Here is a 24392-nt window from a genome sequence, read left to right as displayed (position 1 = left end):
GATTGCGTGCGGCCCAGCCAGATGCTACACGAATGTAAAGTTCGCCTTCTGGCGGCTGCGTTACTGATGCTTGCGTGTGCAGCATACGCCGAGACGACTATTCAGCCGGGCTCTACTTCTTCTCCATGCGGGGGACGTGAATCTCAAAGTCCAGTCGTTCCCGTACCCCCGAAATCCACCCCCGAGACCGGTTCCCAACCGGTCTCGGGGGCTCCGTGTGCTGATTCACTACCAGGAGAGGCAGGCGATACCGGGAATGTGCTCCGCACGATCTCGGTATCCGCTCCTCGAGCGGAGCGGGATATGAAAAACGTGCCCGTCACGCTAAACGTCATTTCTGCCGAAACGATCAAGGAGCAGATGGTCACGTCCATCAAGGATCTGATCCGCTATGAGCCAGGCATTTCTGTTGGCAACAATCCGTCCCGGTTCGGCATAAGCGGCTTCAACATCCGTGGATTGGATGGCAATCGCATATTGATCCAGATGGATGGCATCCGCCAGCCGGATAACTTTGTTATTGGTGGTTTTTCGAATGCCGGCCGCAACATGGTCGATGTCGGCATGCTTTCTGGTGTTGAAATCCAGCGGGGGGCCGGTTCTGCATTGCAAGGGTCAGAGGGGTTGGGCGGGGTCGTCTCTTATCGCTCGCCTGAACCGGAAGACTTCCTTAAAGGCCGCTCGTTTGCTGTGAGTCCTGAAACCATCTACCAGAGCGTGGACGGGTCGCTGGGGCTTATCGGCACCGTTGCCGCTGGAAATGAGTATCTCAAACTGATGCTGCGAGGAGTCCAGCGCAACGGTCACGAAACCGCCAACATGGGGACGGTGGGGGGTGCCGGCATCAATCGCACGAAACCAAATCCCCAGGAGATCGACACCATGAATGGACTCGCCAAGCTTGTCTTCACACCGTTTGCCAGCTACAGGGCGACCTTTGCCGCAGAAGGTTTCGAACGCATTGTGGACACCGATATCTTATCGCTTCCAAGAGGCCTGACGGTAGGAATCACGGCAAAAGATACCTATGAGCGCAATCGTATTTCACTCGACCAGCGCATAGCGAATACACCGCTGGGCACGATCAATCTTAAACTCTACCAACAAACAAGCAGAACCGGTCAGCATACGTTTGATGACCGCCTGCTGCGATTCGCCAACGGTACCCAGAGTCTTCGGGTTGAGCGCTTATTCGATTTCAAGCAAGAGCTTACCGGCGCGAAGCTGCAAAACGAATCGATATTTGAAATGTGGGGCGCCCACAGCCTGACCTGGGGAGGTGAGGCCTTTCGAACGGATACAAAGCAGGAACGTGACGGCATGGAAAGTAATCTCACGCTCGGCACACAATCCAAACAGATTGGTCCGGATTTGCTGCCGACGCGTGATTTTCCTCCATCAAGCGCCACCCAGCTGGCAGCATTTTTTCAGGATGAATGGTGGTTGTCTGACCGGATCACTATTATCGCCGGCCTGCGCTACGACAATTATTTCCTCAACCCCAAGCCCGACGCACTCTTCATACAGCGCAATCCTGGCGTGGACACAGCGGATGTCAGGCTGAGCGCATTTTCACCCAAGCTTTCCGGCATCCTGCACATGGGTTATGGCTTATCGTTTGTTGCCCAATATTCACAAGGTTTCCGGCCTCCTCCATACAATGATGTGAATATCGGTTTTACCAATTTAGGCGCAGCGTACACAGCGGTCGCCAACCCCAATCTCAAGCCTGAAGTCGTGCGTGGTGTCGAACTATCGTTACGTCATAGCAGCGATAGGGGCACCGTATCTTTTACCGCCTACGATAACCGGTATGAGGATTTTATCGACTCTTCGCGCCCACTTGTCTGTCCGGGCGATCCTCTCTGTGTGCCGGGATTGCAAACATTCCAGTCTCGTAACCTGCCAAAGGTCCGCATCTATGGCTTTGAAGGCAGACTGGACCAGCAGCTTTACCCGGGCTGGCGTTTGCGGGCCAGCTTCGCCTGGACAAAGGGACGCGATCTGGAAACCGGGCTTCCGATTATTCAAGTCAATCCGGCGACTGGCGTGCTTGGCTTGTCCTATGAACGAGGATCATTACGCATTGAATCACTGGTAACTGCCGCGATGCGCAAAACCGCCCATGAATCAAGGGGGGTGGAACGTCTGTTATTGCCGCCAGGTTATGCTGTGGTGGATCTGCTCGCTCATTGGAAATTCGCGCGAACCGGCAGGCTGTCCGTAGGGATATTCAATCTGCTGGACGAGAAATACTGGCAATGGGCAGATGTGCCGGTTAGAGATATACACACGGCAGATTCGATCGGCGGACCTGATCGCTATACGCGGCCCGGTCGCAACTTCTCCGCGAGCTTAAGTTATCAATTCTAGATTATGGAAATTCCACGGACCAAAACGGTATACCCTCGGTGTGGCTGTTAGTAACAGCTTTGTGGTTCTAACAGACCGCGTCATTCCGGTTCCGCAACGCAAATGGCCATTCCCAGCGTACTCATATGCCTGCCCTTCACCGGGCATCCGACAGCGTCGATGTTCGTCGGCGTTCGACATGGCCTGCGAGACAGGAATGGACGCAGACGGACTCCCCCGCACGTATTCCTGCCATAGCGGCAAATTACCTATCCTGCATTAGCGCTGACGGCAAAGAATGACGTATCCGGTCAGGATTTTTTTTGCACGGCTTCAGCAATAACGCGGAGCTACCCGGCTCCGCCCTCCTTACTGCAAGCCCGGTGAACGAAGGCGTAACCGGAACGTCTCTCCAATTTGGGCTGCGATAGCCCTCCCGCTACGGGGGCAACATGTTAGGAGTGTGCCGTCAAAGTGTTGCCGGCGCCGCACTAATGCTACAAGCGGAGGGGGCAATTACCAAGTTGCCATAACTGCACTCCGGGTTCCGTACAAATTTTTACCGCATCCGATAGTGATGGCAGATAATACCTTGTACGGAACGTTGTTTTATTGGCAGAGTTTTATTTCATACACGCAGGATAACGCGATGCAGCCTTCTTCTCCTCCCGTCACGTCATCCATCGACGCCGCGCGTTTCCGGCTGTTCATCGATAGCGTGAAGGATTATGCCCTCTACATCCTGAGCCCGGAAGGCTTTGTCAACAGCTGGAACGCAGGCGCCCAGCGGTTCAAGGGTTATACGGCCGACGAGATCCTCGGGCAGCATTTCTCCCGGTTTTATACGGAAGAAGACAGAGCAAGCAATCTTCCATTCCGGGCGCTGCAAATCGCGCTTGAAGAAGGCAAGTTTGAAGATGAAGGCTGGCGCGTGCGCAAGGATGGTAGTCGTTTCTGGGCGAGCGTCGTCATTGACCCGATTAGGGATCAGGAGGGTACGCTGCTAGGTTTTGCTAAGATCACCCGCGATATTACGGAACGTAAGCAGGCAGCCGAGGCCCTGCATGGCAGCGAAGAGCAGTTCCGATTACTGGTCCAAAGCGTAACCGACTATGCGATCTACATGTTGTCGTCCGATGGCATAATCACCAACTGGAATACCGGTGCGCAGCGCATTAAAGGCTTTTCTCGTGACGACGTCGTGGGCACACATTTTTCCCGGTTTTATACAGAGGAGGACAGGAATACCGGATTGCCCATGACCGCATTAAAGATTGCGTCGACGGAAGGCCGCTTTGAGGGAGAAGGCTGGCGCATTCGCAAGGACGGATCCAGGTTCTGGGCGCATGTGATAATCGATCCAATTAAAAACGAGCTCGGTGAATTGATCGCCTATGCCAAAATCACGCGTGATATCACGGAAAAGCGTCAGGCAGCGGAGAATCTACGGCGCGCCCAGGAAGCCTTGTTTCAATCCCAGAAACTGGAAGCAATCGGCCAGTTGACCGGGGGCATCGCCCATGACTTTAATAACCTGCTTAGTGTCATCATAAGTGGCATTGGAATTCTAGCCCAGGAAATACAAACGCCCACCTCTGCCAAGATTCTTGAAGGCATGGAGCGTGCCACCACACAGGGTGCGGACTTAACGAGGCAGTTATTGACGTTTGCCCGCAAACAGCCGTTAAAGCAGGATAAATACAACCTAAATCACATCATAAATTCTTTTGAAGTGGTACTTCACCAAGCTCAGACAGGCTCGGTGATCTTTGACATTAAACTCGACCCGCGATTGCCGCCCGCCATGGTCGATGCCTCGAAATTTGAGGCCGCATTATTAAACTTGGTGGTGAATGCGCGTGATGCCATGCCCGAGGGGGGAACCATCACGCTGAGCACTGAAAAAGTCGAGGTGTACCAGAACAATATCGATGGATTGCCTGCAGGATGCTATGCGAAAGTCACCATCAGGGACACTGGTACGGGTATGCCGCCTGACGTGGCCAAGAGGGCAACAGAGCCTTTCTATACCACGAAAGAGGTTGGCAAAGGTACCGGCATGGGATTGAGCCAAGTGTACGGCACAATCAAGCAATTCGGCGGTGAGCTGATTATTGAAACGGAAGTGGGGAAGGGCACAGCTATTTCCCTTTTTCTGCCCGCACAGGAAGGCGACGCGAATGAAGAATTGGCGTCGAAGTCCGAAGGGCAGTGAAAAAGCGCTGGGAGTCGACGATCAGTCGGAGGCTTTCAACGTCGCCATCGAGCTGTTTCGCAGCATGGGACCGGATGTCGATGTGCTTTTCAGCGGTATCATGATGCCGGGGATGAGCGACATTGACCAAGCCCGAGATGCGTGCAGCCTCAATCCCAATATTAAAGTGGTCTTGGTTTCGGGCTATGCCGCATCGGCCCGACAAAGGGAAATAGCAGCACGGAAGATTTTAAATTCATACAGAAACCGTATCGCATGTCGGGAATAGCCAAACTCCGCGAATGGCAGCTTAGTCATCCGTCAACGGCGTTCTACCCCTCTCCTTAGGGAACCATTGACAGGATAAGCTGGTGGGTTGGGGTTACGGACTGAAAGTCCAGATACGCGTCAGCTGAACGGTGCGTCTTAATCGGATTCCATTTTGAAATCATCGTCCGACTTCGGCTCAAAATGATGCTCCAAATACTGCTTGATCATATCTTCCGTCATTTGCCCTACCGTGGCACAAAAATATCCTCTCGCCCAAAAATACTTCCCCCAATATCTCTTCTTCAGGTGCGCAAACTCTTCAAACAGCTTGCTCAATGTGCGACCCTTGATTCGTCTCATGATCTCGCTTGGCGAGGATGTCATGCTCGGGCGGTGACTCTTTGATGATTTTGAAGGGCCGTGCGTTAACCGAAAGCATGGCCGACAATTCCATCTGGCGCGCCAAGATTTCTCATTCCTGTGTCGTTGGGACCGGTAATGAAGGCGTGGCCACAAACAAACGCTCATTGATGAGGTTGGAACCACCTGGCATATAAGCACTAAGCAAACTGCTTTTTGCGGCGTCCCATGCAAACGATCAGTCCCAATCCAGCCAGCATCAAGATATAGGCTTCCGGTTCGGGAACTTGGGGAATTGCTCTATCGGTTAGTGCAATTACTTGTCCCTTGTTATTGATTCCATAAGCGGCGTTCGCATGGGGGTCCGTAATGAAATAAAGATCGGTCAATCCCATACTGCCGGGACTCGTTATGAAGGCATGGATGGAATTATTTGAGGTTTCACTCCATCCTACGACTGCTCCGGCATCATTGATCCCATGAGCTACGCTGTAATCCCCGCCGAGCGTGCCAAGATCCGTCATCCCCCTACCATTGGGTCCGGTGACGAAGGCATGGGTAGATCCATCGATAGTTGTGGAAAACCCTACGACCTGTCCCGAATTGTTGATGTCGTAGGCATGGCTTTCCCGTCCGCCCAGCGTGCCAAGGTCGTTCATACCCTTCCCGTCTGGACCCGTGATGAAGGCATGGTAAGAACCATCTGGCAGATCACTTTCTCCCACCACTTGCCCGGAATCGTTGACGCTGGCGGCGTTGCTGTAGGATCCTCCCAGGGTGCCCAAATCCCTCATCCCCATGCCGTTGGGACCCGTTATGAAGGCGTGACCATATCCATTACCTGGAACCACACCACTGCCTCCCACTACCTGTCCGGAAGCGTTAATGGCCTGAGCTGCGCTAGAATCCCCACCCAGCATGCCAAGGTCGCTCATTCCTGTTTTGTTGGACCTGATAATGAAGGCATGAGTATATAAACTGGCGTCTGGGGTGAAGCTACTGCCGCCCACTATTTGTCCGGAATTGTTGATGCCCCGAGCGTAGCTATAATCTCCACGCAGCGTGCCAAGATCAGTTATCCCGATCCCGTTGGGACCTGTTGTGAAAGCATGGTCAGAAATGTAAGCAGGGTCAGAACCACTGGGGAGTTCACTTTCTCCCACCACTTGTCCGGAATCGTTTATGTCGGAAGCGAAGGAGGAGTATCCGCGCAGCGTATCAAGAAACCTCGTCGTGCCGTCAGGATTTATGATGATGGGGGCATTACCCAAAGTCTGGGATAAAGCCGGCGATGCAACGCTAACGCCAAGGGCTATCGCAAGGATTAAACTGCTGGTTCCCACGAGACGGGTCGTTTTCATAAGAGAGTGCTATGAAGAGGGGTGGAGGCAGGTCAATTCACAATTACTGGCGATTCTCGTGAATATGTTGAAATTGAATATTCGTTTCAGCGCATTCTTGCTGGGCCCTGCTGCTGTTTTTTCCGCTGATCAACGGGCTCCTCTTCCTCGCCGTCAAGAAAGCCCGATAATGGGTTCAGCGCGGAGGATTAGTTAATGTACAGCCAGTACGCCAAGAGCCCTTCCAAAAACGTAGCGGCAAATTGTCCATTTATCCTTCTTCCAATACAGGATGGGAAAAAAAATAAGTCCCGAGGCTAAATAAATGGGCTGATGAAGTGTTGATTTTTTTTAATCGGTGCCGGGTGAATAAGAAAAATTCAAGGGGGACGAAAAAATCATACTCCTTCCGAATAGCTGTTTTCAAGTTATTCTTGACTAAAGCATAAATAATTTTGATAACAATGTCCCAATAAAAACAGTAATATAGATAAAAGAGGACTCAATTTCTTGTCAATACGTTACGAACCATTTTCGTACGCACACTAACATCCTTACATCTACCATTCATTGGCGTCATTTAGGGTTGGCAATAATAGTTATTTAGATAAAGAAAGCCGCCAAGGCAGCATTTGCAACCAGACTGCTAATCGGGTCTCAACGCGCCCAGGGTATTCGAACAGATTCCGCAAGAACCGCGCCGTATCCTCCCCACTTTGGAGACCGGAGTGGCGTTTCTCCTTATGCATCTTCAGCCCGGCGTTTGAACGTGGCACCATCCATGTTGTATCGTCATATTCCTCATGCATGAAGTGCAAATCTGAAAGAGGAAACGAGCGCGTGAGAATTTCTCCCACAGCACCACCTCACTATTATTTCGGCAGAGAAAGCATATTCACGGGACGCTAGATCAGAGAACCGGCAGTCAAACCGGCGGGGAGAACGCAGCTATCGCGCATGAAGGCAGTGAACGACCCTCCAGCTAACGCATCGCGTTATTATTGATAAAAGACGTTATCATGGGTAAAAATAGCAAAAGGGGAGAGGCAATTTTCTTTGTGATCGCGGGATAATTATCCAGCTCAAAAATCAGGGCGATTCAACAGGTGCTTACAATCTATAATAAGGCCAAGTGCTCAAACAGTCGCGCGACCGCTTCAGCACCTGGATCAGCGTGACCGACCAAATGCTTGGCATTGACATAGGAAGCGCGGCCCGCATTCGCCTTGCTCATTTGAGCGCTGCGATCGGCGCCCGCACGCGCGGCTTTCGCTGCCTCGGTCATGCTCTCATCCAGCACATCAAGGGCTGGCGCAAGAGCATCGACCATGGTGCGGTCACCCGGACGTGCCCCGCCGATCTCCTGCATTCTCCGCAACCCGGCCTGCAACGCTTCGCGCATTGGCAAGCCGCTTGAGGCGGCGTCGCCCGCTGCGGCGAAGAAGATCGCGAGGAGCACACCGCACGAGCCTCCCATGGTTTGGGAAAGCTCCAAGCCAATGGCTCGATAGAGCTGGGTATGGTCGGCAAGTGGCAATCGGTCCACGGCACTGATCAGGGCGCGTGCCGCGCCGGCTAGCGTGCTGCCGGTGTCGCCATCGCCTGACTTCGCGTCGAGCGCGTTGAGGTCGTTCTCGGCGGCAATCAGAACCTCGCAGCAACTGGTCAGGAACTCCCTGGTCGGCTTGTGCATCGAGGGCATCGGAACGACAGGCGTCAGGCCGTCCGGAAGTGCCTGAATCGAGACCTGGCCTAGCCGGGAGACCCGCGGCCATGCTGCCAGCGGCGTATGCTGCTTGAGCAGGGCGATCTCGGCATCGTCGGCAGGATAGGCTGAAATCGAGAAGCCATGCATGTCGAGAGATGTCATCATGGCCGCCGGCCCGATGACGTGGGTTATTCGCTCGCCAATCGCTGACCGCCGGATTTCGTTGAGGATGATCGACATCTCGATGACCGACGTGCCGCCGAGATTGTTGATCATAGCGACATGCGGCTTTTCTTCCATTGCAGCTGACAGGCGCTCGACCATGGTAGCGACAGCTTTACTCGCGTCCTTGAACTCGATCTGCTCAACCCCGGCTTCACCGTGGATGCCAAGCCCAAGCTCGGCCATGCCGGGCGGAATGCGATCCTCCTTTGGCGAACCTGGGATGGTGCAGGTGCTTAGCGAGATGCCGATGCTTTTTGTCTTTGACACGACCTTGCGCGCGGCCGCGGCGATGTGCGCCAAGTCGGCACCATTCTCGGCCAACGCGCCGGCTATCTTGTGCACAAAAAGCGTGCCGGCGACGCCGCGGGCTTGGGGCAAGTCGGGCAACGCCACATCATCGGCGACGATGACTAGCTCGACATTCAAGCCGAACTGGCGAGCGCGTTCGGCCGCCAGCCCGAAATTCAATCGGTCCCCAGTATAATTCTTGACGATGAGCAAGCAGCCGGACGATCCCGTCACGGCAAGGATGCCTGCCAGTACCGCGTCGACTGTCGGCGAGGCGAAGATGTCACCGCACACCGCAGCCGTCAGCATCCCTTCCCCGACGAAACCCGCATGTGCCGGTTCGTGGCCCGATCCGCCTCCCGAGATCAACGCGACCCTGGACTTGTCCCAGTCATTACGTACGACCACCCGTATGTGCGGATAGCCGTCGAGCCGCGCCAGCTTACCGCCAGACGCCGCGACCAGACCATCGACTGCTTCGGTGACGATGTTTTCTTTGGTGTTGATGAACTGGGCCATGTTTTCTCCTATCTGACTGAATTTTTGCTGGATCAAAAAGCTGCGCATGCAACATTCGTTGCTCCAAATTCGATGACCCCGTTCTTCCTTCTTATCGGATGTATTGATAAAGGGTTTTCCGGCTTATCCCAAACTCCTTCGTCAGCTTTGTCCGGTTTGTGCCAGCTGTAACCTGTGCTCGCAGCCGAGGATTTAAGAAGTCCTCAGGATGGGGTTCCTGCCAATTACCATACCCATCTTGTATACCCCCCATCTTGCTTTCCCTGGAGATACTTGATAAACATATCAATGTTATTTCCGTCATAATCGCGGGCTTGGGCCTTAAGTCATACTCTCCAAGTAGCTTAATGGTCGATTCGCGAACACTCCAGGGCTTTAAATCCGCATTGTTACGAAGAGTAAACCACGCCGATTCATACTGTTTATTGAGCGCAGCAGCCTGTTTCGCCGCTTGCTTTAAATCGTTGGTTTTGAGGTTTACCTTGATGTGTTGCTTACCCCCATAGCGGTCCAGTAGGGCTAGGGGTATTTTCCTCTGGTAATAGTAGGTGTTACCGCGCGGATAGATACTTTAAATACGCTTCCAAGGAATAGTCGCGCGTGCGGTACCACCAAAGTACCAACACAAGGACAAGATCGGCTAGATAAGGTATTGAACAGAAATAAGTAAATTCCTTATCACTGGTGCCGGGAGGGGGAATCGAACCCCCATGACCTCACAGTCGCGGGATTTTGAGTCCCGTGCGTCTACCAATTCCGCCATCCCGGCAATGCCTTTTCAGGAGGGGGCATTATTACTGAAAACACAGCTTGCGGCAACCAAGGCAGGTGAAGCCAAGACACATCGGTATAATACGCGCGATGAAAGTTCAGGATTTCGATTTCAATCTTCCCTCCGAGTTGATCGCGCAATTTCCAGCCAAGGAGCGGGGCAGTAGTCGTATGCTGCATCTGGAGGGTTCGAGCGGTCTGCTGCGGGATGCAATGTTTTCCGATTTACCCCGATATTTGCGCGCCGGCGACGTGATGGTATTCAACGACACCCGCGTCATCAAGGCGCGATTATTTGGGGTAAAGGGCAGCGGCGGCAGGGTGGAGGTGATGGTGGGGCGGGTGCTGGACGCGCATTGCGTGCTGGCGGTCATCCGGGCCAGCCACTCACCTAAACCTGGCTCCAGGTTTCTTCTTGAGGATACAATCGAGGTGACGGTGTTGGAGCGCGAGCAGGAGCTCTATACCTTGCGCTTCGATCATGAATGGTCAGCGATCGAGTTACTGGAGCGCTACGGCAGTTTGCCGCTGCCGCCATACATCTCGCGCACGGCGACAGAAACGGATGAAGCACGCTACCAGACCGTCTATGCGAAACAGGCGGGTGCTGTTGCAGCGCCTACGGCCGGGCTCCATTTCGATAAAAGCATGCTGGCTACATTAAGCGGAATGGGTGTGGTGATTGCGCATGTGACGCTGCATGTCGGCTTGGGTACATTCCAGCCCGTCCGGGTGGTAAATATTGCCGATCACCAAATGCACAAAGAGATTTTTCATGTCCCGCCAGAAACGGTGGAATCAATCCGGCGTGCGAAAGCTGCCGGTGGACGTGTACTGGCAGTCGGAACAACATCGCTGCGAGCGCTGGAGGCGGCGGCTGTGGCAGGTAAAGGTGAACTGCGATCGGGTCATGGCGATACGGATATTTTTATCACACCGGGTTACCGTTTGCGCGTGGTGGAGCGTTTGATAACCAATTTTCACCTGCCTCGCTCAACCCTGCTCATGCTTGTGTCCGCCTTTGGCGGGATGGAGAATATCCACCGCGCTTATCAACACGCGATAAATGAGCGCTACCGCTTTTTCAGCTATGGCGATGCCATGCTGATCGAAAGGGAGCCATAGAGCAGAATCCTCTTGTATGATCCGGGGGCGAACAATAAACATCATGCGGGCGGAACCCGGATGCAGTAGCGTGCAAAGCAGGCCACTGCTGGTTTAGCCTGGATTTTTGGTCAAAGTCTGGAATGGGGAGACATGAGGAGACTTAAGGTATTTTCCCGCCAGATAAAATAGTCCCCCATGCTCATCAATCATCACTTATAAAATCACTTCACTCAATTGCCCGTTTAACATGAAATTTCAACTGCATCGCAGTGATGGCATGGCCCGTCGCGGCACCCTGACGCTGACGCATGGTGTGGTGGAGACGCCAGCGTTCATGCCGGTGGGGACTTATGGCGCGGTAAAAACGATGTCGCCTGCGGAATTGCAGGAAGTTAACGCGCATATCGTGCTTGGCAACACCTTCCATTTGTGGCTGCGTCCCGGCCTTGAAGTGATCGAGGCGCATGGCGGGCTCCACCGCTTCATGGGTTGGAACGGGCCGATACTGACGGACTCCGGTGGTTTTCAGGTATTCAGCCTGGGAGTGTTGAACAAGATTACCGAAGAGGGAGTCAAATTTCGTTCGCCGGTGAATGGCGATGCGTGTTTTCTTACGCCGGAGGAATCGATGCGCATCCAGCGCATACTCAATTCGGACATCGTAATGATATTCGACGAGTGCACGCCTTACCCGGCGGACGAGCGCATAGCGGGTGAGTCCATGGAATTGAGCTTGCGCTGGGCGGAACGCTCAAAACGCGCGCATGATAACGATGGCGGCAATTCCAATGCATTGTTTGGCATCGTCCAGGGGGGAATGCACGAGAATCTGCGCGACAAATCACTGGCGGGGTTACGGAATATCGGTTTCGACGGCTATGCCATCGGCGGGCTTTCGGTGGGCGAGCCCAAGGAGGACATGCAGCGCATTCTTAAGCATGTCGCCCCCCAGCTACCCGCCGAACGGCCACGTTACCTGATGGGTGTCGGAACGCCGGCGGATATCGTCAATGCGGTAGCCCAGGGGGTGGATATGTTCGACTGCGTGCTCCCTACGCGCAATGCGCGTAATGGCTGGCTATTTACGCGCAACGGCATAATCAAGCTGCGCAACAGTCAATACCGCCTGGACACGGCGCCGCCGGATGCCCAGTGCGGCTGTTATACGTGCCGTCATTTTACTCGCGCTTATCTGCACCATCTGCAACGGATCAATGAAATCCTCGGTGCCCGTCTCAACACGCTGCACAATCTGTATTACTACCAGCAGTTGATGAGTGAAATTCGTGCCGCAATCGAGAGGGGCAAGTTCGAAGAATATGCGCAAGAATTTCAAGCCCGCGCCGCATCATGCTAAAATCGCATTTTTTTAACCCGGATAATCTATTAGAAAGAGAAAGCGAGATGCTGGCGGGCAGGTCGTGAAGCAGTTTTGCCGGTTGGGAAGAGTCCATGGCTTGATCCACGGACGCCGGGCAAGCGGCAAGAATGGACGCAAACTGACTGTCAGCACTCGATAGGCTCGGAGAGTCGTCTAATGGATTACCGGGTTTAACTATCATCGGAGAATGTCATGCTGATTAATGAAGCTTTCGCCCAGGCCGCCGCTTCCGCCCCGACCGGTGCGGATTTTATGAGCCTGCTTCCGCTGATTGGCATCTTCGCCGTATTTTATCTTCTGCTCATTCGTCCTCAGGCAAAACGTGCCAAGGAACAGAAGCTGATGATAGAGGCGCTGCAAAAAGGCGATGAGGTAGCGACCACAGGTGGTCAGTTAGGACGCGTGAGCAAAGTCAGTGGTAATTACGTAATACTCCAGATTGCCGAAAATGTACAGATCGTCATTCAAAAGGCAGCCATACAGACCCTGTTGCCCAAGGGAACGTTGAACAGCATCGAGAAGGAATAATCACGTTCCGGTAAGGCAAGACATGAGGGTGCGGCATCGTCCTTTTGTACCTTCTTTTCCTTAGTATCCATCCCAAAACCATGAACCGCTACCCTGCCTGGAAATACCTGATTATCGCGGTTACGATACTGCTGGGACTGCTCTATACCCTGCCGAATTTTTATGGTGAGTCGCCCGCAGTACAGATATCCCCCTTACGCACTGCCGCCAAAGCCGATACTGCGTTGCTGCAGCGCGTTGAGGACGCGTTAAAGAAAGCTAATCTCACCACTACTGGAATGTTCCTTGAAACGGGTGGTGTCAAAGTTCGCTTCACCGACACCGATACGCAGATCAAGGCCAAGGATATGCTGCAGTCAGTGCTGGGTAACAGTTATATGGTAGCGCTGAATCTTCTCCCCAATTCTCCCCAGTGGTTGACGCACATCGGCGCATTGCCCATGTATCTGGGGCTCGATCTGCGGGGTGGCGTACATTTCATGTTGCAGGTGGATATGCACGGGGCGCTTTCCAAAGCGCTTGACCGTTTCAGCGCCGATATACGCAGCAGCTTGCGTGAGCAGAAAATCCAGTATATCGGGCTCGAGAAGGATAGCTCGATGATCACCGTCAAGTTCCGTGATCCCGAGTCGCGCGCCAGGGCTGAGGCCGAGATCAAGAAGGCATATGCCGATCTGAGCTTGCGCGAGCGCAGTGTGAGGGATGAGTTTCATCTCACCGCTACCCTCAAGCCGGAAGCACAGAAACTCATCCAGGATACCGCCGTGCAGCAGAACATCACCACGCTGCGCAATCGTGTCAATGAACTGGGTGTGGCCGAACCCATTATTCAGCAAGCCGGCGCTGACCGCGTGGTCGTGCAATTGCCCGGTGTACAGGACACCGCCAAAGCCAAGGACATTCTGGGACGCACCGCCACGCTGGAAGTGCGAATGGTGGACGAGGAGCGTGATCTGGCCGCAGCATTGCGCGGGCAGGTTCCGTTTGGAACCGAGCTCTACAACGAGCGTGGCGGGGGTCCGTTGCTGGTCAAAAAGCAAGTGGTGTTGACGGGTGACCGCATCAACGACGCGCAGGCGGGTTTCGATAGCAACAATCAGCCAGCGGTGCATCTTAACCTCGACAACAATGGCGCGCGAATTTTCAGACAGCTGACGCACGATAATGTCGGCAAGCGCATGGCTATTTTGCTGATCGAGAAGAATCAGGCGGAAGTCGTGACGGCACCGGTAATCCGCGAGGAGATCGGCGGCGGGAGGGTACAGATCAGCGGACGCATGAGTACCGAGGAAGCCAGGGATGTGGCGCTGTTATTGCGTGCCGGGGCGCTGGCCGCACCGATGGATATCATCGAGGAGCGCACGGTGGGGCCGAGTCTCGGTGCGGACAACATCGCACGCGGATTTAATTCCACGTTGTATGGCTTTCTGACGATCGCCATTTTCATGATGGTCTATTATCTGATGTTTGGTGTCATTTCCGTAGTGGCGCTGGGCGTGAATCTGCTGCTTTTGATAGGCCTTCTCTCTATCTTACAGGCTACCCTGACGCTTCCGGGCATGGCGGCGATTGCGCTTACCATAGGCATGGCAATCGATGCAAATGTGCTGATCAACGAACGTGTTCGCGACGAACTTCGCAACGGCATGTCGCCGCAAGCCGCGATTAATGCGGGATATGAACGGGCATTTGGCACCATACTTGATTCCAACGTTACCACCCTGATCGCCGGCATCGCTTTATTTGCATTCGGTAGCGGCCCTATCAAGGGATTTGCCGTGGTGTTGTGTCTGGGTATTTTGACTTCAGTATTCAGTGCCGTGATGGTTTCGCGCGGTCTGGTCAATTTGACATATGGCGGCCGTCGCAAATTGGACGCGGTTTCCATTGGACAGGTTTGGAAGCCGGAAGTGACAAGCGCTGATGCAGGAATGAGTAGGCCGGAGCGGCCTGCCCGACTGAAAAAATAAGTGAAGAATAAGTAAAAAAATAAGTAGAAAACAGGCAGAAACGAGCGGGAGATAGGACCGGATGGAATTTTTCAGGATCAAGCGCGATATCCCCTTCATGAGCTGGGGGAAATATACCACCACCATTTCGTTACTGACTTTTATTGTGTCGGTATTTTTTCTCTTTACCAAGGGCCTGAATCTGGGTGTGGATTTTACCGGTGGCACGGTAATGGAAGTTGGCTATACCCACTCGGCGGACATCAACAAGGTGCGGAACGTGCTCGTGAAACTGGGGATGCCGGATGTCAGCGTACAGAATTTCGGCACATCCCGGGATGTGTTGATAAGACTGCCAGCCAAGCCGGATATGTCCAGCGCCAAGTTGTCCGAAACAGTGATCGCCGCCCTGCGTCAGGATGACGAGACCGCGGAGATACGCCGGGTAGAGTTTGTCGGCCCACAAGTGGGCAAAGAACTGGTGGAGAATGGTGCGTTGGCATTATTGATCGTATCGCTTGGCATCGTGGCCTATCTGGCAGTACGTTTCGAGTGGAAATTCGGTGTCTCCGGGATCATTGCCAACCTTCATGACGTCGTGATCATTCTCGGTTTCTTTGCCTTTTTCCAATGGGAGTTCTCACTTACCGTACTGGCGGCCATATTGGCGATCCTTGGCTATTCGGTAAATGAATCGGTGGTGATATTCGACCGGATACGGGAAAATTTTCGCAAGATGCGCAAGGCCCCCGTGACACAGGTCATAGATAATGCGATTACCCGTACCATATCGCGCACTATCATCACCCATGGCAGTACACAGATGGTCGTGGTCTCCATGCTGCTGTTCGGTGGCGAGGCACTGCATTACTTTGCGTTGGCGCTGACCATCGGCATCCTGTTTGGCATTTATTCCTCGGTGCTGGTGGCAAGCCCGCTCCTCATGTTGCTGGGTGTCTCACGCGAGGATATTGTCAAGCCTGAAAAGAAGAAGGAAGAGGCAGAAGCGATACCTTGATTTAGCCTTGATTTTTTAGGCACTTACCAGTTTCGTCGCAGCTCCGGTCCCGTTTTGCCTAAGGCTCGTTTTGGAACTTCTCACCACTTTTATCGATATCATCCTGCATCTGGATCAGCATCTCATCTGGCTGGTTCAGAATTACGGCAACTGGATTTATCTCATTCTGTTCCTGATTATCTTCTGTGAAACCGGGTTGGTGGTGACACCATTCCTGCCGGGAGACTCGCTCCTGTTCGTTGCAGGCGCGATTGCCGCAAGCGGCGCCATGGATGTTCAATGGCTGGCGGCCCTGCTCATGCTGGCCGCATTTTGCGGCGACAATACGAATTACTGGATTGGACGTTATTTCGGTCCCAGGATATTCAGCCGCGCGGATTCACGTCTATTAAATCGCGCCCATCTGGAAAAAACTCACCGATTCTATGAAAAGCATGGCGGCAAGACCATTATCTTCGCACGCTTTTTGCCCATCGTGCGTACCTTTGCACCTTTCGTGGCTGGCGTTGGGCGCATGGTCTATCCGTATTTCATGGCGTACAGCGCCTTCGGCAGTATTTTCTGGATCAGCTTTTTTGTATTTGGCGGCTTTTTCTTCGGCAACGTACCGATAGTGAAAAACAATCTGACCTTTTTCATTTTTGGCATCATCATTATTTCGATTTTGCCAGGCATTATCCAATTTGTACGCAGCCGCTTGGGCAATCGCGGCCAGAAAGCCTAGCATCCTGCCGGACTCTACTTTGCCGCTCCCATCTCCAGCGCCCGCCGCTGCGATTGAGTCAATTGTTCTTCTGAATGTTCCAGACCCAGCCATCCCTGCAAATTAGCAAGCGCGATGTCGGCCAGGGCCTGTATCCAGTCGTCACGTTCGTTAAGACAGGGAATATAATGAAACTCCTGACCGCCAGCCTGGATGAAAATGGCTTTGCCTTCCATGGCGATTTCTTCCAGGGTTTCAAGACAATCGGAAACGAAACCGGGACAGACGACATCAACGCGCCGGATATTTTGTTTACCGAGTTGTTCCAGCGTTTTTGCAGTGTAGGGTGTTAGCCATTCTGTTCGCCCAAACCGCGACTGGAAACAAATCTGGTATTCATCCGCTTGGAGTTCCAGTGCCTCGGCCAACAATCGCCCCGTTTTCTGGCACTCGCAATGGTAGGGGTCGCCTTTGTCCAGGGTGAAGCGCGGCACGCCGTGAAAACTTATCACCAGCTTGTCGGGTTTACCGGCTTTCATCCAGTAATCCTGCACATTTTGCGCCAACGCGGCAATGTAACCCGGATGGTCGTGATAATGCTTCACGGTGCGTATGGCAGGGGTGTTGCGCATCTTTCCCAGCTGCGCGAAGACCTCGTCGAAGGCTGAAGCGGTACTGCTGGAGGCATACTGGGGGTAGAGCGGCAGCACCAGGATACGTTCACAGCCTTGCTGCTTCATCTGCCCCAGCACTTCCGCGATGGAAGGGCTCCCAATGCTCATTGCATATTCGACCATCGGTGCGGGATGAGTGTGATCCACCAGGGCATTACGCAGCAGCTGAGTCTGGCGCTCGGTATGGACTTTGAGCGGCGAGCCCTCCGGCATCCATACTTGTGCGTATTTTTCCGCCGATTTTTTCGGACGGGTATTGAGTATGATACCGTTCAGAATCGGCCACCATGCCCATTGCGGCATTTCAATGACTCGCGGGTTGCTCAGAAATTGCTTGAGATAAGGTCGTAGCGCCTGGGCGGTGGGGGCATCAGGCGTGCCAAGATTGACCAGCAAAATACCTGTCCGGCTTTGGGTGCCATGCTCGTGAGCGGGTTCGGGGGAAATCAAGTTATTCCAATCCTCATTATTGATCAGGCAAAGAAATTACCATGAATTTCTTTGTTCCGGGCCTCACCCGCAACCCAGTCCGACCCCGCAATGGAATGCCTGGAACGCCACTGGATACCGGCTTTCGCCGGCAGGGCGCTTATACTGTGTAATCGCCGGATTAATGGAAGCGACAAGCTTTTAAATCTATAGATACTGTCCTCATCGCCTTGTTCGGTTTTCTGACGAGAAATAGCATTGGATAGCGGGCTCAGGAGGTAGGAACGGGTCGCTGGTTCAAGGGCGAATGCGGGATAATCAATGCTGCGATAGCGCGCTGGAAAGCAGTCTGGCGGTGGCATCCACAATCGGGATGATCCGTTCGTAAGCCATGCGAGTGGGGCCGACCACCCCAACGGTCCCCACAATTTTTCCCTCTACCTCGTAAGGTGCGGTAACGACGCTGAATTCATCCAGCGACAACACACCCGACTCATCGCCGATGAAAATTTGTACACCTTCCGCCTTCCGGCTGAATTCCAGCAACTGCAGCAATACGGTTTTACGTTCGAACAGGTCGAATAGCTTCTTCAGGCTGGTCATGTTGCTGGCTAGATCATGCACATCGAGCAGCTTGCGCTCACCCGCGACCACCACCGCTTCGCTGTTTGCCTGGACCGCTTCGTTACCCAGTTCTATGGCCGCGGTCATAAGGTTGGTCATATCGTGGCGCAGTTGTTTCAATTCGCTTTGAAGGCGAACGCGAATTTCATCAAAGGTACAACCGGCGTAATTCTGATTAATGAAATTGGCGGCTTCAATCAACTCCGCCGGACTGTAAGGTCTGTCGGTGAAAAGCACGCGATTCTGAACATCGCCCTCCGGCGTTACGATGATCAGCAGGATGCGTTTCTCCGACAAGGCCATGAACTCGATATAGCGGAATACCGCACTGCTCCGCTTGGGAGTTACCACCACGCCGGCAAAACGCGTCAATTCCGACAGCAACTGCGAAGCGGAGTTGATCAACCGTGAGGGATGATCCGGGTACAACTGATCTTGAAGCTGGTGGATTTCGAAAACGTCCAGGGGCTTGACCACCAGCAGTGTATCGATAAAAAAGCGGTAGCCCCGATGAGTCGGGACGCGTCCGGCTGAAGTATGGGGGCTGGCTACAAAACCCATTTCCTCAAGATCGGCCATCACATTGCGTATGGTAGCCGGGCTCAGATCCAGGCCGGAAAATTTGGAAAGCGAGCGGGAGCCCACGGGCTGACCTTCACTGATATATCGTTCTACCAGTGTCTTGAGCAGAATTTTTGCGCGTTGATTAAGCATGAGTTTATTTTACACCAGGATTCAGCTTGCCGGCTTTGGGATTGCGTTATTCGGCCCAAGGCAACAAGTAGCAACAAGTCAGTGTATCAAAGCAATTGCCATCTTTAGGTCGTTACTGCTCACTTTATTTGACCTGTAGCAAAAAATTCTGTTCAATCAGAAAGTGGCAATGGACAGGTGGGTCATGATGCTATTTTTGTTTTCATCGAGAAACTTGTTTCCATCCAAATCGGGCAGGGGGTCAACCCGCGGATTAGCGTGCAATTTATCTCACTGTGCTGGAATCTTTTGTCACCCGAAGCCCGATATGGTTTAATCTTGAAAACAACGATCAGAGAATCTTTGAGCAAATTTTTTTTAGACCAGCTATTCAGACGTTCTTAAACAGCGGGTCGTTCCCGGCAGTGTGGCGGAGTTCCCATCTTAAATTCATTAATGAATTCCTCGTTCAAAACAATAGCTCTGATCGGCAAGCACAAGAATCCAGAAATCGTGACTCCGTTATTGCGCCTGGGCCGATATCTGGAAAGCCGTGATGTGGAAGTATTGTTGGATTGCCTGACCGACGCCAATGTGGCAGAAAAGAAATATCCCGCTGTCACGATGGACGAGATTGGTGTACGCGCTGATTTGGCTATCGTGCTGGGGGGAGATGGCACCATGCTCAATATCGCCCGGAAGCTCGCGCCTTTTAACGTGCCATTGGTTGGCATCAATCAGGGCAGGCTCGGATTCCTGACGGATCTTTCCATCGATTCCATGGTGGAGACGCTGGGCGCTATGCTCGATGGCCGATATGTCATGGAGCGGCGCATGCTGCTATATGTTGAAGTAACGCGCAATAATTCCAGCATATTCAGTGCCTTGGCACTGAATGACGTGGCAGTGAACCGAGGAATCGGCGGCAACATGATAGAGTTCGAGGTGCGTATCAATGGTGAATACGTTTACTCACTGCGTTCCGATGGCCTGATCGTGGCCACCCCGACCGGCTCGACCGCGTATGCATTGTCGGCGGGCGGTCCGATCCTTCATCCCAGCCTGGACTTGATCGCGCTGGTACCTGTTAGTCCGCACACGCTGAGCAATCGGCCTATCGTGGTGGAACCCGATGCCGTCGTGGAAATCCTGATGCATCGCACCGCGGTTGCTCGTGTGCACTCCGACAGCCATTCCCATTTCGACCTGCAGGAACATGACAAGGTGGTAGTACGCCGCTCTCCCCATGAAGCAACGTTGCTGCATTCTTCGGACCATAGCTATTACCGTATGTTGCGCGAGAAGCTTGGCTGGAGCGGCTTACCCAGAAATCCGATGTGAATCTTTTATCATGCTAAAGTTTTTAAGCATTCGGGATTTTGTCATTGTCGATCGCATGGAGCTGGAGTTCGTACCCGGCTTTACGGTGCTTACGGGCGAAACCGGGGCGGGAAAGTCTATTCTGATTGATGCGCTTTCACTTGTTCTGGGTGAACGCAGCGATCCTGCCGAGGTACGCAATGGGCGCGAACGCGCTGAAATCAGCGCGGAGTTCGATATTAGGGGACTGCCGGGGATGGAAGACTGGGTGCGCGAGAACGGATTTGAAAGTAATGATGACGGCGGCGTATGTCTGATGCGCAGGATAGTGGATATTAGTGGAAGGTCGCGTGGTTTCATCAATGGATACTCCGCCACCTTGCAGCAATTACGCGCAGCAGGAGAAAGACTCGTGAACATCCATGGTCAGCATGCGCATCAGTCTATGCTGCGCAGCGATGCGCAACGTGAACTGCTTGACGCTTTCTCAGGCAACCATGGATTGCCGCAAAGTACGGCGGAAGTTTATCGTCGTTGGCAGGGCTTGCAGCAGCGGCGGCTGGCCTGGGAGCAGAATGCCACCGCTTTCCTGCAAGAGCGTGAGCAACTGGAGTGGCAAGTCAATGAACTCACCGCATTGAATTTCTCGTTTGATGAGTGGCAAACATTGCAAGCCGATCACAGCCGTTTATCGCATGCAGCAAGCTTGCTCGAAGCGGTGCAGATGGGGCTGGAAGCGCTGTCGGAAGGAGAATCGGCTGCGCTCGCGCAAATCAATTCGGTTATTTCGCGTCTGCACAACTTGCTTGATTGCGACACTGATCTTAGTACTGCTCTTGATTTGCTGGAATCGGCGCAGATTCAGCTACAGGAAGGCGTATACGAACTAGGGCGCTATCAACAGCGCCTGGATCTTGACCCGCAACGTTTGCAGGAGATGGAGGAACGGTTGTCGGCGATTCACGCTACCGCCAGAAAATATCGTGTTACCCCCGCCGAATTGCCGGATCTATCGAGAACTGCGACCGACCGGTTGAAAGAGCTCGATCAGGGGGACGACGGCGAAACGCTGGCGAAGGAAGAGGCGGCAGCGCGAAACGAATATTTCAGGCTTGCAAAGAGACTAAGTGAGGCGAGGCAAGAAGCGGCCATAACGCTTGCCCAACAAGTTACCGCGGCCATGCAAACCCTGGCGATGGCGGGTGGAGAGTTTTCGGTGGCGTTACTCCCGCTTGAACAAGGCAATGCACACGGTATGGAGCAAATCGAATTTCAGGTTTCGTCTCATCAGGGACTGCCGCTACGGCCGTTGGCAAAAGTCGCATCGGGCGGCGAGCTGTCGCGGATCAGCCTGGCAATACAGGTTATCACGAGCAAGCTCGGTGCGGCACCCACACTCATATTCGATGAAGTAGACGCAGGCATAGGCGGACGCGTGGCGGAGATCGTGGGAGGGTTACTGAAAAAACTGGGTACCGAACGGCAAGTTATGTGCATCACTCATCTGGCACAAGTCGCATCGGCGGGAGACCATCAATGGCAAGTCACCAAATCCGTCGATCCCGGTAATGGAGGGAAAGTATCGAGCCGCATCACTGTGCTTGAAAAGCAGGAGCGAGTTGAGGAGATTGCCAGGATGCTGGGCGGCGAGAAGATCACCGAAACCACGCGTAAGCACGCGGCTGAAATGTTGCGTGGCGGGAGGGATACCGGATTAAGGATATAGTGCGGCGAGCATTCCTATCCGTTATGGATTGCCTTTCAGGCTTTGCAGTAAGAGGGAATCCAGCTGCGTTCAATCATATGATCGGGCAGTTTATTAAAATCGAAAGCGATGCCATCCTCAATCATCTGACCTACATTGAACAATTGTTTGATTTCGGGAATATCATTGAAAAACAGCGTATAAAAAGGTCTAACCAGCGCTTTTGAAACCTTCATGCCCAGTGGGCCGATGAAATTTCTTCGTTGTCCTACATGGGCGACTTCATCAATCGTAATTTCATCCAGAAGTTCTTTTAAACGGCCGCAGACTTCCGGCTCGTCAACCAATATGTCGTCAAACAGGCGGTTCAGATGACAGTAGTAAGTGACACCCATCAACTCAGTTACAAACGCGGGCGAGTCCATTAGAAACCCAGGAAATTTGGGAAACTGTTCGTAGATTTTTTCCTTGATGGGTCCTAGAGGCACCCATTCGATCCTGTCCAGGCCACATGTCACCAGCATTTCATGGAATAGGCGTATGTGACAGAATTCTTCGGCTAAATGCACACGGCTGATTTTATCTTCCACCCTATATGAATTCGCCATATCGGGAACCGAATCCCATGCGCCCTTTATCCCTACCCACTCGTGCCGGGCAAATTTGTACATTCCCGTCAACATCAGTGTCATGCGATCGAGGGAATTAGGATCATCCCGCATTTCAACGTAGTTTCGATAAAAGCTCTCGGGATCAGCCAGCGGCCGCCGTAATTTTACCGGGTTGTCCTGAAAATACTTAAGGCGAGTCCGTTTCTTGGCCAAATCTCTATCATCTTCAAAGAGTTCGCCACCATGATGCTGAGTAAATTCCCAGTAATTTTCGAAATTCTCTTTTCTTTGCTGTTTCGTCGCGGGAGAAAAAATAGAACGATATTTGCCTAACTTCATAAGCTTCTGCCTCTCAATGGGTTAGTAATTTAGTTCTTTCGCGCTTCACTTGAGAATAAAACGGGCGAGAAGAGTTATGGTTGACAAAATATGCTTGTGATATTCCAGTGGGATAGGTATTGAATCCGCATGTCCAATGTTTAATCTTGGATATAGATGAGCAAGTTTATTTGTATATTATTGCAAACGGATGTAAGGGTACCGTATTGGGGCTTAATAAGTGGGAGGTTCTGGGGGATCAGCGGGCTGTCTGTTGCTCTGCCAATGCCAGGAACTCCGCTCGCTGAGCGGCATTGGTTTTTAGATCGCCGAGCATTGCGGATGTGACTGTTTCTTCACCCGCAACTGCGATTCCTCGTGACTCCATGCACATATGACGACAGCGAAGAATTACCCCAACCGCCTTGGGTTGCAGATGCTCGAGCAGGGATTGCGCAATCTGCTGGGTTAGGCGTTCCTGCACTTGTAGTCGAGCAGCAAAGCAGTTGACCAGCCGTGTCAATTTTGATAGCCCGACAATATGTCCGCTTGGGAGATAGCCCACCGTGGCATGGCCGAAGAAAGGTGCCAGGTGATGTTCGCAATGCGAGTAAACCGGTATCTCTCTGACAACGATCAATTCATCGTAGCATTCGCCCCCATCGGCGAACGTCTTGAGAATCGTGGCCGGATCCTGCTTATAACCACGTGTCCAATGTGCCCAGGCTCGGGCAACCCGGTTCGGGGTCTCGACCAGGCCTTGACGCGTGGGATCTTCGCCAACCGAACGCAACAGCCGTTGCCAATCAGCTACGCCAAATTCTGAGTCATGTGAAGTGGTCATCGTTACTATACCTTTGTTTAGATATAAAGGATTGTCCCAAGTATCGAAGGGACTTACTCACATCGGCACCGTCCCGGTTAAAGGGTCTATTCAGGTGCTGGCAGGAAACCAACGCAATGATTAATAGCGGCGCAGGGGATTATGGATGATCCCCCTATGTCTCCGTGAGACGAAAGACGTATTTTGCCATACGTCCATATCCATAATAGCACAACATAAATATGTAACTATTCAGTATTAGTAATGTGGTGTTACCGGAAAGATGGGTTTAGGGGAAAGAAACGTGATAATTCCCGGAATGAAAGTTAAAATAAGCATCGGTTTTCTCGCATTACCTGGGTGTCCAGAAGAACTGCATGCTCAGAATTTAGTGGCTAGGACAAAATTATTGCATTCGGTTTGTTCAGCTGTAACGGTGTCAATGAATCCGCCGGCGAGAACGACATCGATGAAACGTTCTT

Annotated in this window: 17 protein-coding genes, 1 tRNA gene and 3 pseudogenes; 11 read left to right on the top strand and 10 right to left on the bottom strand. The window is 52.8% G+C overall.

The genetic code is table 11. The annotated features are described in order from the left end of the window. Positions 1–21 precede the first annotated feature (21 nt). The 3 genes from SQ11_RS06365 (at position 22) to SQ11_RS17530 (ending at position 4835) form a co-directional block, all read left to right on the top strand. Positions 22–2373, top strand: coding sequence for a TonB-dependent hemoglobin/transferrin/lactoferrin family receptor (locus tag SQ11_RS06365; RefSeq protein ID WP_084226754.1), 2352 nt, complete (start codon positions 22–24; stop codon positions 2371–2373). 628 nt (positions 2374–3001) lie between these two features. Next, positions 3002–4567, top strand: a complete 1566-nt coding sequence (locus SQ11_RS06360; protein WP_198140811.1) for a PAS domain-containing sensor histidine kinase — start codon at positions 3002–3004, stop codon at positions 4565–4567. Beyond that, on the top strand, positions 4533–4835 hold the full coding sequence (locus tag SQ11_RS17530; RefSeq protein ID WP_198140810.1) for a hypothetical protein: 303 nt from the start codon (positions 4533–4535) through the stop codon (positions 4833–4835). Before SQ11_RS06360 ends, SQ11_RS17530 begins: the two co-directional genes overlap by 35 nt. 137 nt (positions 4836–4972) lie before the next feature. Here SQ11_RS17530 and tnpA read toward each other — a convergent pair. The 6 genes and pseudogenes from tnpA to SQ11_RS06335 form a co-directional block, all read right to left on the bottom strand. Continuing rightward, positions 4973–5191, bottom strand: a pseudogene (tnpA, locus tag SQ11_RS06355) (IS200/IS605 family transposase); the annotation flags it as partial. A 185-nt stretch (positions 5192–5376) separates the two neighbouring features. Beyond that, positions 5377–6537 carry an HAF repeat-containing PEP-CTERM protein gene (locus SQ11_RS06350; RefSeq protein WP_084226753.1) on the bottom strand — a complete coding sequence of 387 codons (1161 nt, stop codon included), beginning with the start codon at positions 6535–6537 and terminating at the stop codon, positions 5377–5379. 1096 nt (positions 6538–7633) lie between these two features. Beyond that, positions 7634–9304 carry a dihydroxyacetone kinase subunit DhaK gene (locus SQ11_RS06340; protein WP_232297915.1) on the bottom strand — a complete coding sequence of 557 codons (1671 nt, stop codon included), beginning with the start codon at positions 9302–9304 and terminating at the stop codon, positions 7634–7636. A 43-nt stretch (positions 9305–9347) separates the two neighbouring features. Continuing rightward, a pseudogene (locus SQ11_RS17845) lies at positions 9348–9440 on the bottom strand (helix-turn-helix domain-containing protein); the annotation flags it as partial. 219 nt (positions 9441–9659) lie between these two features. Then, positions 9660–9824 (bottom strand): annotated as a pseudogene (locus SQ11_RS18230) (DUF6538 domain-containing protein); the annotation flags it as partial. 114 nt (positions 9825–9938) lie between these two features. Further along, a tRNA-Leu gene (locus SQ11_RS06335) sits at positions 9939–10025 on the bottom strand. Positions 10026–10117: 92 nt separating this feature from the next. On the opposite strand from SQ11_RS06335, the gene queA reads away from it, so the two are divergent. From queA to SQ11_RS06305, 6 genes are all read left to right on the top strand, one after another. Further along, entirely contained in the window at positions 10118–11152 is a 1035-nt protein-coding gene (gene queA, locus SQ11_RS06330) for a tRNA preQ1(34) S-adenosylmethionine ribosyltransferase-isomerase QueA (RefSeq protein WP_041513316.1), read from the top strand. A 229-nt stretch (positions 11153–11381) separates the two neighbouring features. Continuing rightward, complete coding sequence (gene tgt / locus SQ11_RS06325; RefSeq protein ID WP_041513315.1) at positions 11382–12491, top strand: tRNA guanosine(34) transglycosylase Tgt; 1110 nt, start codon at positions 11382–11384, stop codon at positions 12489–12491. Between the two features lie 216 nt (positions 12492–12707). After that, positions 12708–13043 carry a preprotein translocase subunit YajC gene (yajC, locus tag SQ11_RS06320; protein WP_041513314.1) on the top strand — a complete coding sequence of 112 codons (336 nt, stop codon included), beginning with the start codon at positions 12708–12710 and terminating at the stop codon, positions 13041–13043. An 80-nt stretch (positions 13044–13123) separates the two neighbouring features. After that, positions 13124–15013: a protein translocase subunit SecD gene (gene secD / locus SQ11_RS06315; RefSeq protein WP_041513313.1), complete on the top strand. Its 1890-nt coding sequence runs from the start codon at positions 13124–13126 to the stop codon at positions 15011–15013. 61 nt (positions 15014–15074) lie between these two features. Continuing rightward, on the top strand, positions 15075–16010 hold the full coding sequence (secF, locus tag SQ11_RS06310; protein WP_041513312.1) for a protein translocase subunit SecF: 936 nt from the start codon (positions 15075–15077) through the stop codon (positions 16008–16010). A 70-nt stretch (positions 16011–16080) separates the two neighbouring features. Next, positions 16081–16734 carry a DedA family protein gene (locus SQ11_RS06305; RefSeq protein WP_041513311.1) on the top strand — a complete coding sequence of 218 codons (654 nt, stop codon included), beginning with the start codon at positions 16081–16083 and terminating at the stop codon, positions 16732–16734. A gap of 14 nt (positions 16735–16748) precedes the next feature. On the opposite strand, the gene hemH is transcribed toward SQ11_RS06305, so the two are convergent. Both hemH and hrcA read right to left on the bottom strand, forming a co-directional pair. Next, a complete protein-coding gene (hemH, locus tag SQ11_RS06300; protein WP_041513461.1) occupies positions 16749–17834 on the bottom strand; it encodes a ferrochelatase in 1086 nt (361 codons plus the stop codon). Between the two features lie 300 nt (positions 17835–18134). Beyond that, complete coding sequence (gene hrcA / locus SQ11_RS06290) at positions 18135–19154, bottom strand: heat-inducible transcriptional repressor HrcA (RefSeq protein ID WP_041513309.1); 1020 nt, start codon at positions 19152–19154, stop codon at positions 18135–18137. 435 nt (positions 19155–19589) lie between these two features. Here hrcA and SQ11_RS06285 point away from each other — a divergent pair, with 435 nt between their 5' ends. Next, positions 19590–20474 carry an NAD kinase gene (locus SQ11_RS06285; protein ID WP_041513308.1) on the top strand — a complete coding sequence of 295 codons (885 nt, stop codon included), beginning with the start codon at positions 19590–19592 and terminating at the stop codon, positions 20472–20474. A 10-nt stretch (positions 20475–20484) separates the two neighbouring features. Beyond that, positions 20485–22179, top strand: coding sequence for a DNA repair protein RecN (gene recN / locus SQ11_RS06280; RefSeq protein WP_041513307.1), 1695 nt, complete (start codon positions 20485–20487; stop codon positions 22177–22179). A gap of 35 nt (positions 22180–22214) precedes the next feature. On the opposite strand, the gene SQ11_RS06275 is transcribed toward recN, so the two are convergent. After that, the gene (locus SQ11_RS06275; RefSeq protein ID WP_041513306.1) at positions 22215–23108 is read right to left on the bottom strand and encodes a hypothetical protein; all 894 of its coding nucleotides are present in this window, start codon (positions 23106–23108) and stop codon (positions 22215–22217) included. A gap of 238 nt (positions 23109–23346) precedes the next feature. Next, entirely contained in the window at positions 23347–23931 is a 585-nt protein-coding gene (gene folE, locus SQ11_RS06270) for a GTP cyclohydrolase I FolE (protein WP_041513305.1), read from the bottom strand. Between the last annotated feature and the right edge of the window lie 461 nt (positions 23932–24392).

It is taken from the genome of Nitrosospira sp. NpAV, assembly GCF_000832065.1.
Classification (GTDB): Bacteria; Pseudomonadota; Gammaproteobacteria; order Burkholderiales; family Nitrosomonadaceae; genus Nitrosospira.
Note: the sequence above shows the minus strand (reverse complement) of the source record. Positions and strands in the feature narration are given on the sequence as shown.

Excerpts from the sequence above, each read along its gene's own strand:
- secD (WP_041513313.1), top strand. The coding sequence starts at position 13,124 with ATGAACCGCTACCCTGCCTGGAAATACCTGATTATCGCGGTTACGATA.
- hrcA (WP_041513309.1), bottom strand. The coding sequence starts at position 19,154 with ATGCTTAATCAACGCGCAAAAATTCTGCTCAAGACACTGGTAGAACGA.
- SQ11_RS06275 (WP_041513306.1), bottom strand. The coding sequence starts at position 23,108 with ATGAAGTTAGGCAAATATCGTTCTATTTTTTCTCCCGCGACGAAACAG.
- secF (WP_041513312.1), top strand. The coding sequence starts at position 15,075 with ATGGAATTTTTCAGGATCAAGCGCGATATCCCCTTCATGAGCTGGGGG.
- recN (WP_041513307.1), top strand. The coding sequence starts at position 20,485 with ATGCTAAAGTTTTTAAGCATTCGGGATTTTGTCATTGTCGATCGCATG.
- queA (WP_041513316.1), top strand. The coding sequence starts at position 10,118 with ATGAAAGTTCAGGATTTCGATTTCAATCTTCCCTCCGAGTTGATCGCG.
- SQ11_RS06360 (WP_198140811.1), top strand. The coding sequence starts at position 3,002 with ATGCAGCCTTCTTCTCCTCCCGTCACGTCATCCATCGACGCCGCGCGT.
- folE (WP_041513305.1), bottom strand. The coding sequence starts at position 23,931 with ATGACCACTTCACATGACTCAGAATTTGGCGTAGCTGATTGGCAACGG.
- SQ11_RS06285 (WP_041513308.1), top strand. The coding sequence starts at position 19,590 with ATGAATTCCTCGTTCAAAACAATAGCTCTGATCGGCAAGCACAAGAAT.
- yajC (WP_041513314.1), top strand. The coding sequence starts at position 12,708 with ATGCTGATTAATGAAGCTTTCGCCCAGGCCGCCGCTTCCGCCCCGACC.
- SQ11_RS06350 (WP_084226753.1), bottom strand. The coding sequence starts at position 6,537 with ATGAAAACGACCCGTCTCGTGGGAACCAGCAGTTTAATCCTTGCGATA.
- SQ11_RS06340 (WP_232297915.1), bottom strand. The coding sequence starts at position 9,304 with ATGCGCAGCTTTTTGATCCAGCAAAAATTCAGTCAGATAGGAGAAAAC.
- SQ11_RS17530 (WP_198140810.1), top strand. The coding sequence starts at position 4,533 with ATGAAGAATTGGCGTCGAAGTCCGAAGGGCAGTGAAAAAGCGCTGGGA.
- SQ11_RS06365 (WP_084226754.1), top strand. The coding sequence starts at position 22 with ATGCTACACGAATGTAAAGTTCGCCTTCTGGCGGCTGCGTTACTGATG.
- tgt (WP_041513315.1), top strand. The coding sequence starts at position 11,382 with ATGAAATTTCAACTGCATCGCAGTGATGGCATGGCCCGTCGCGGCACC.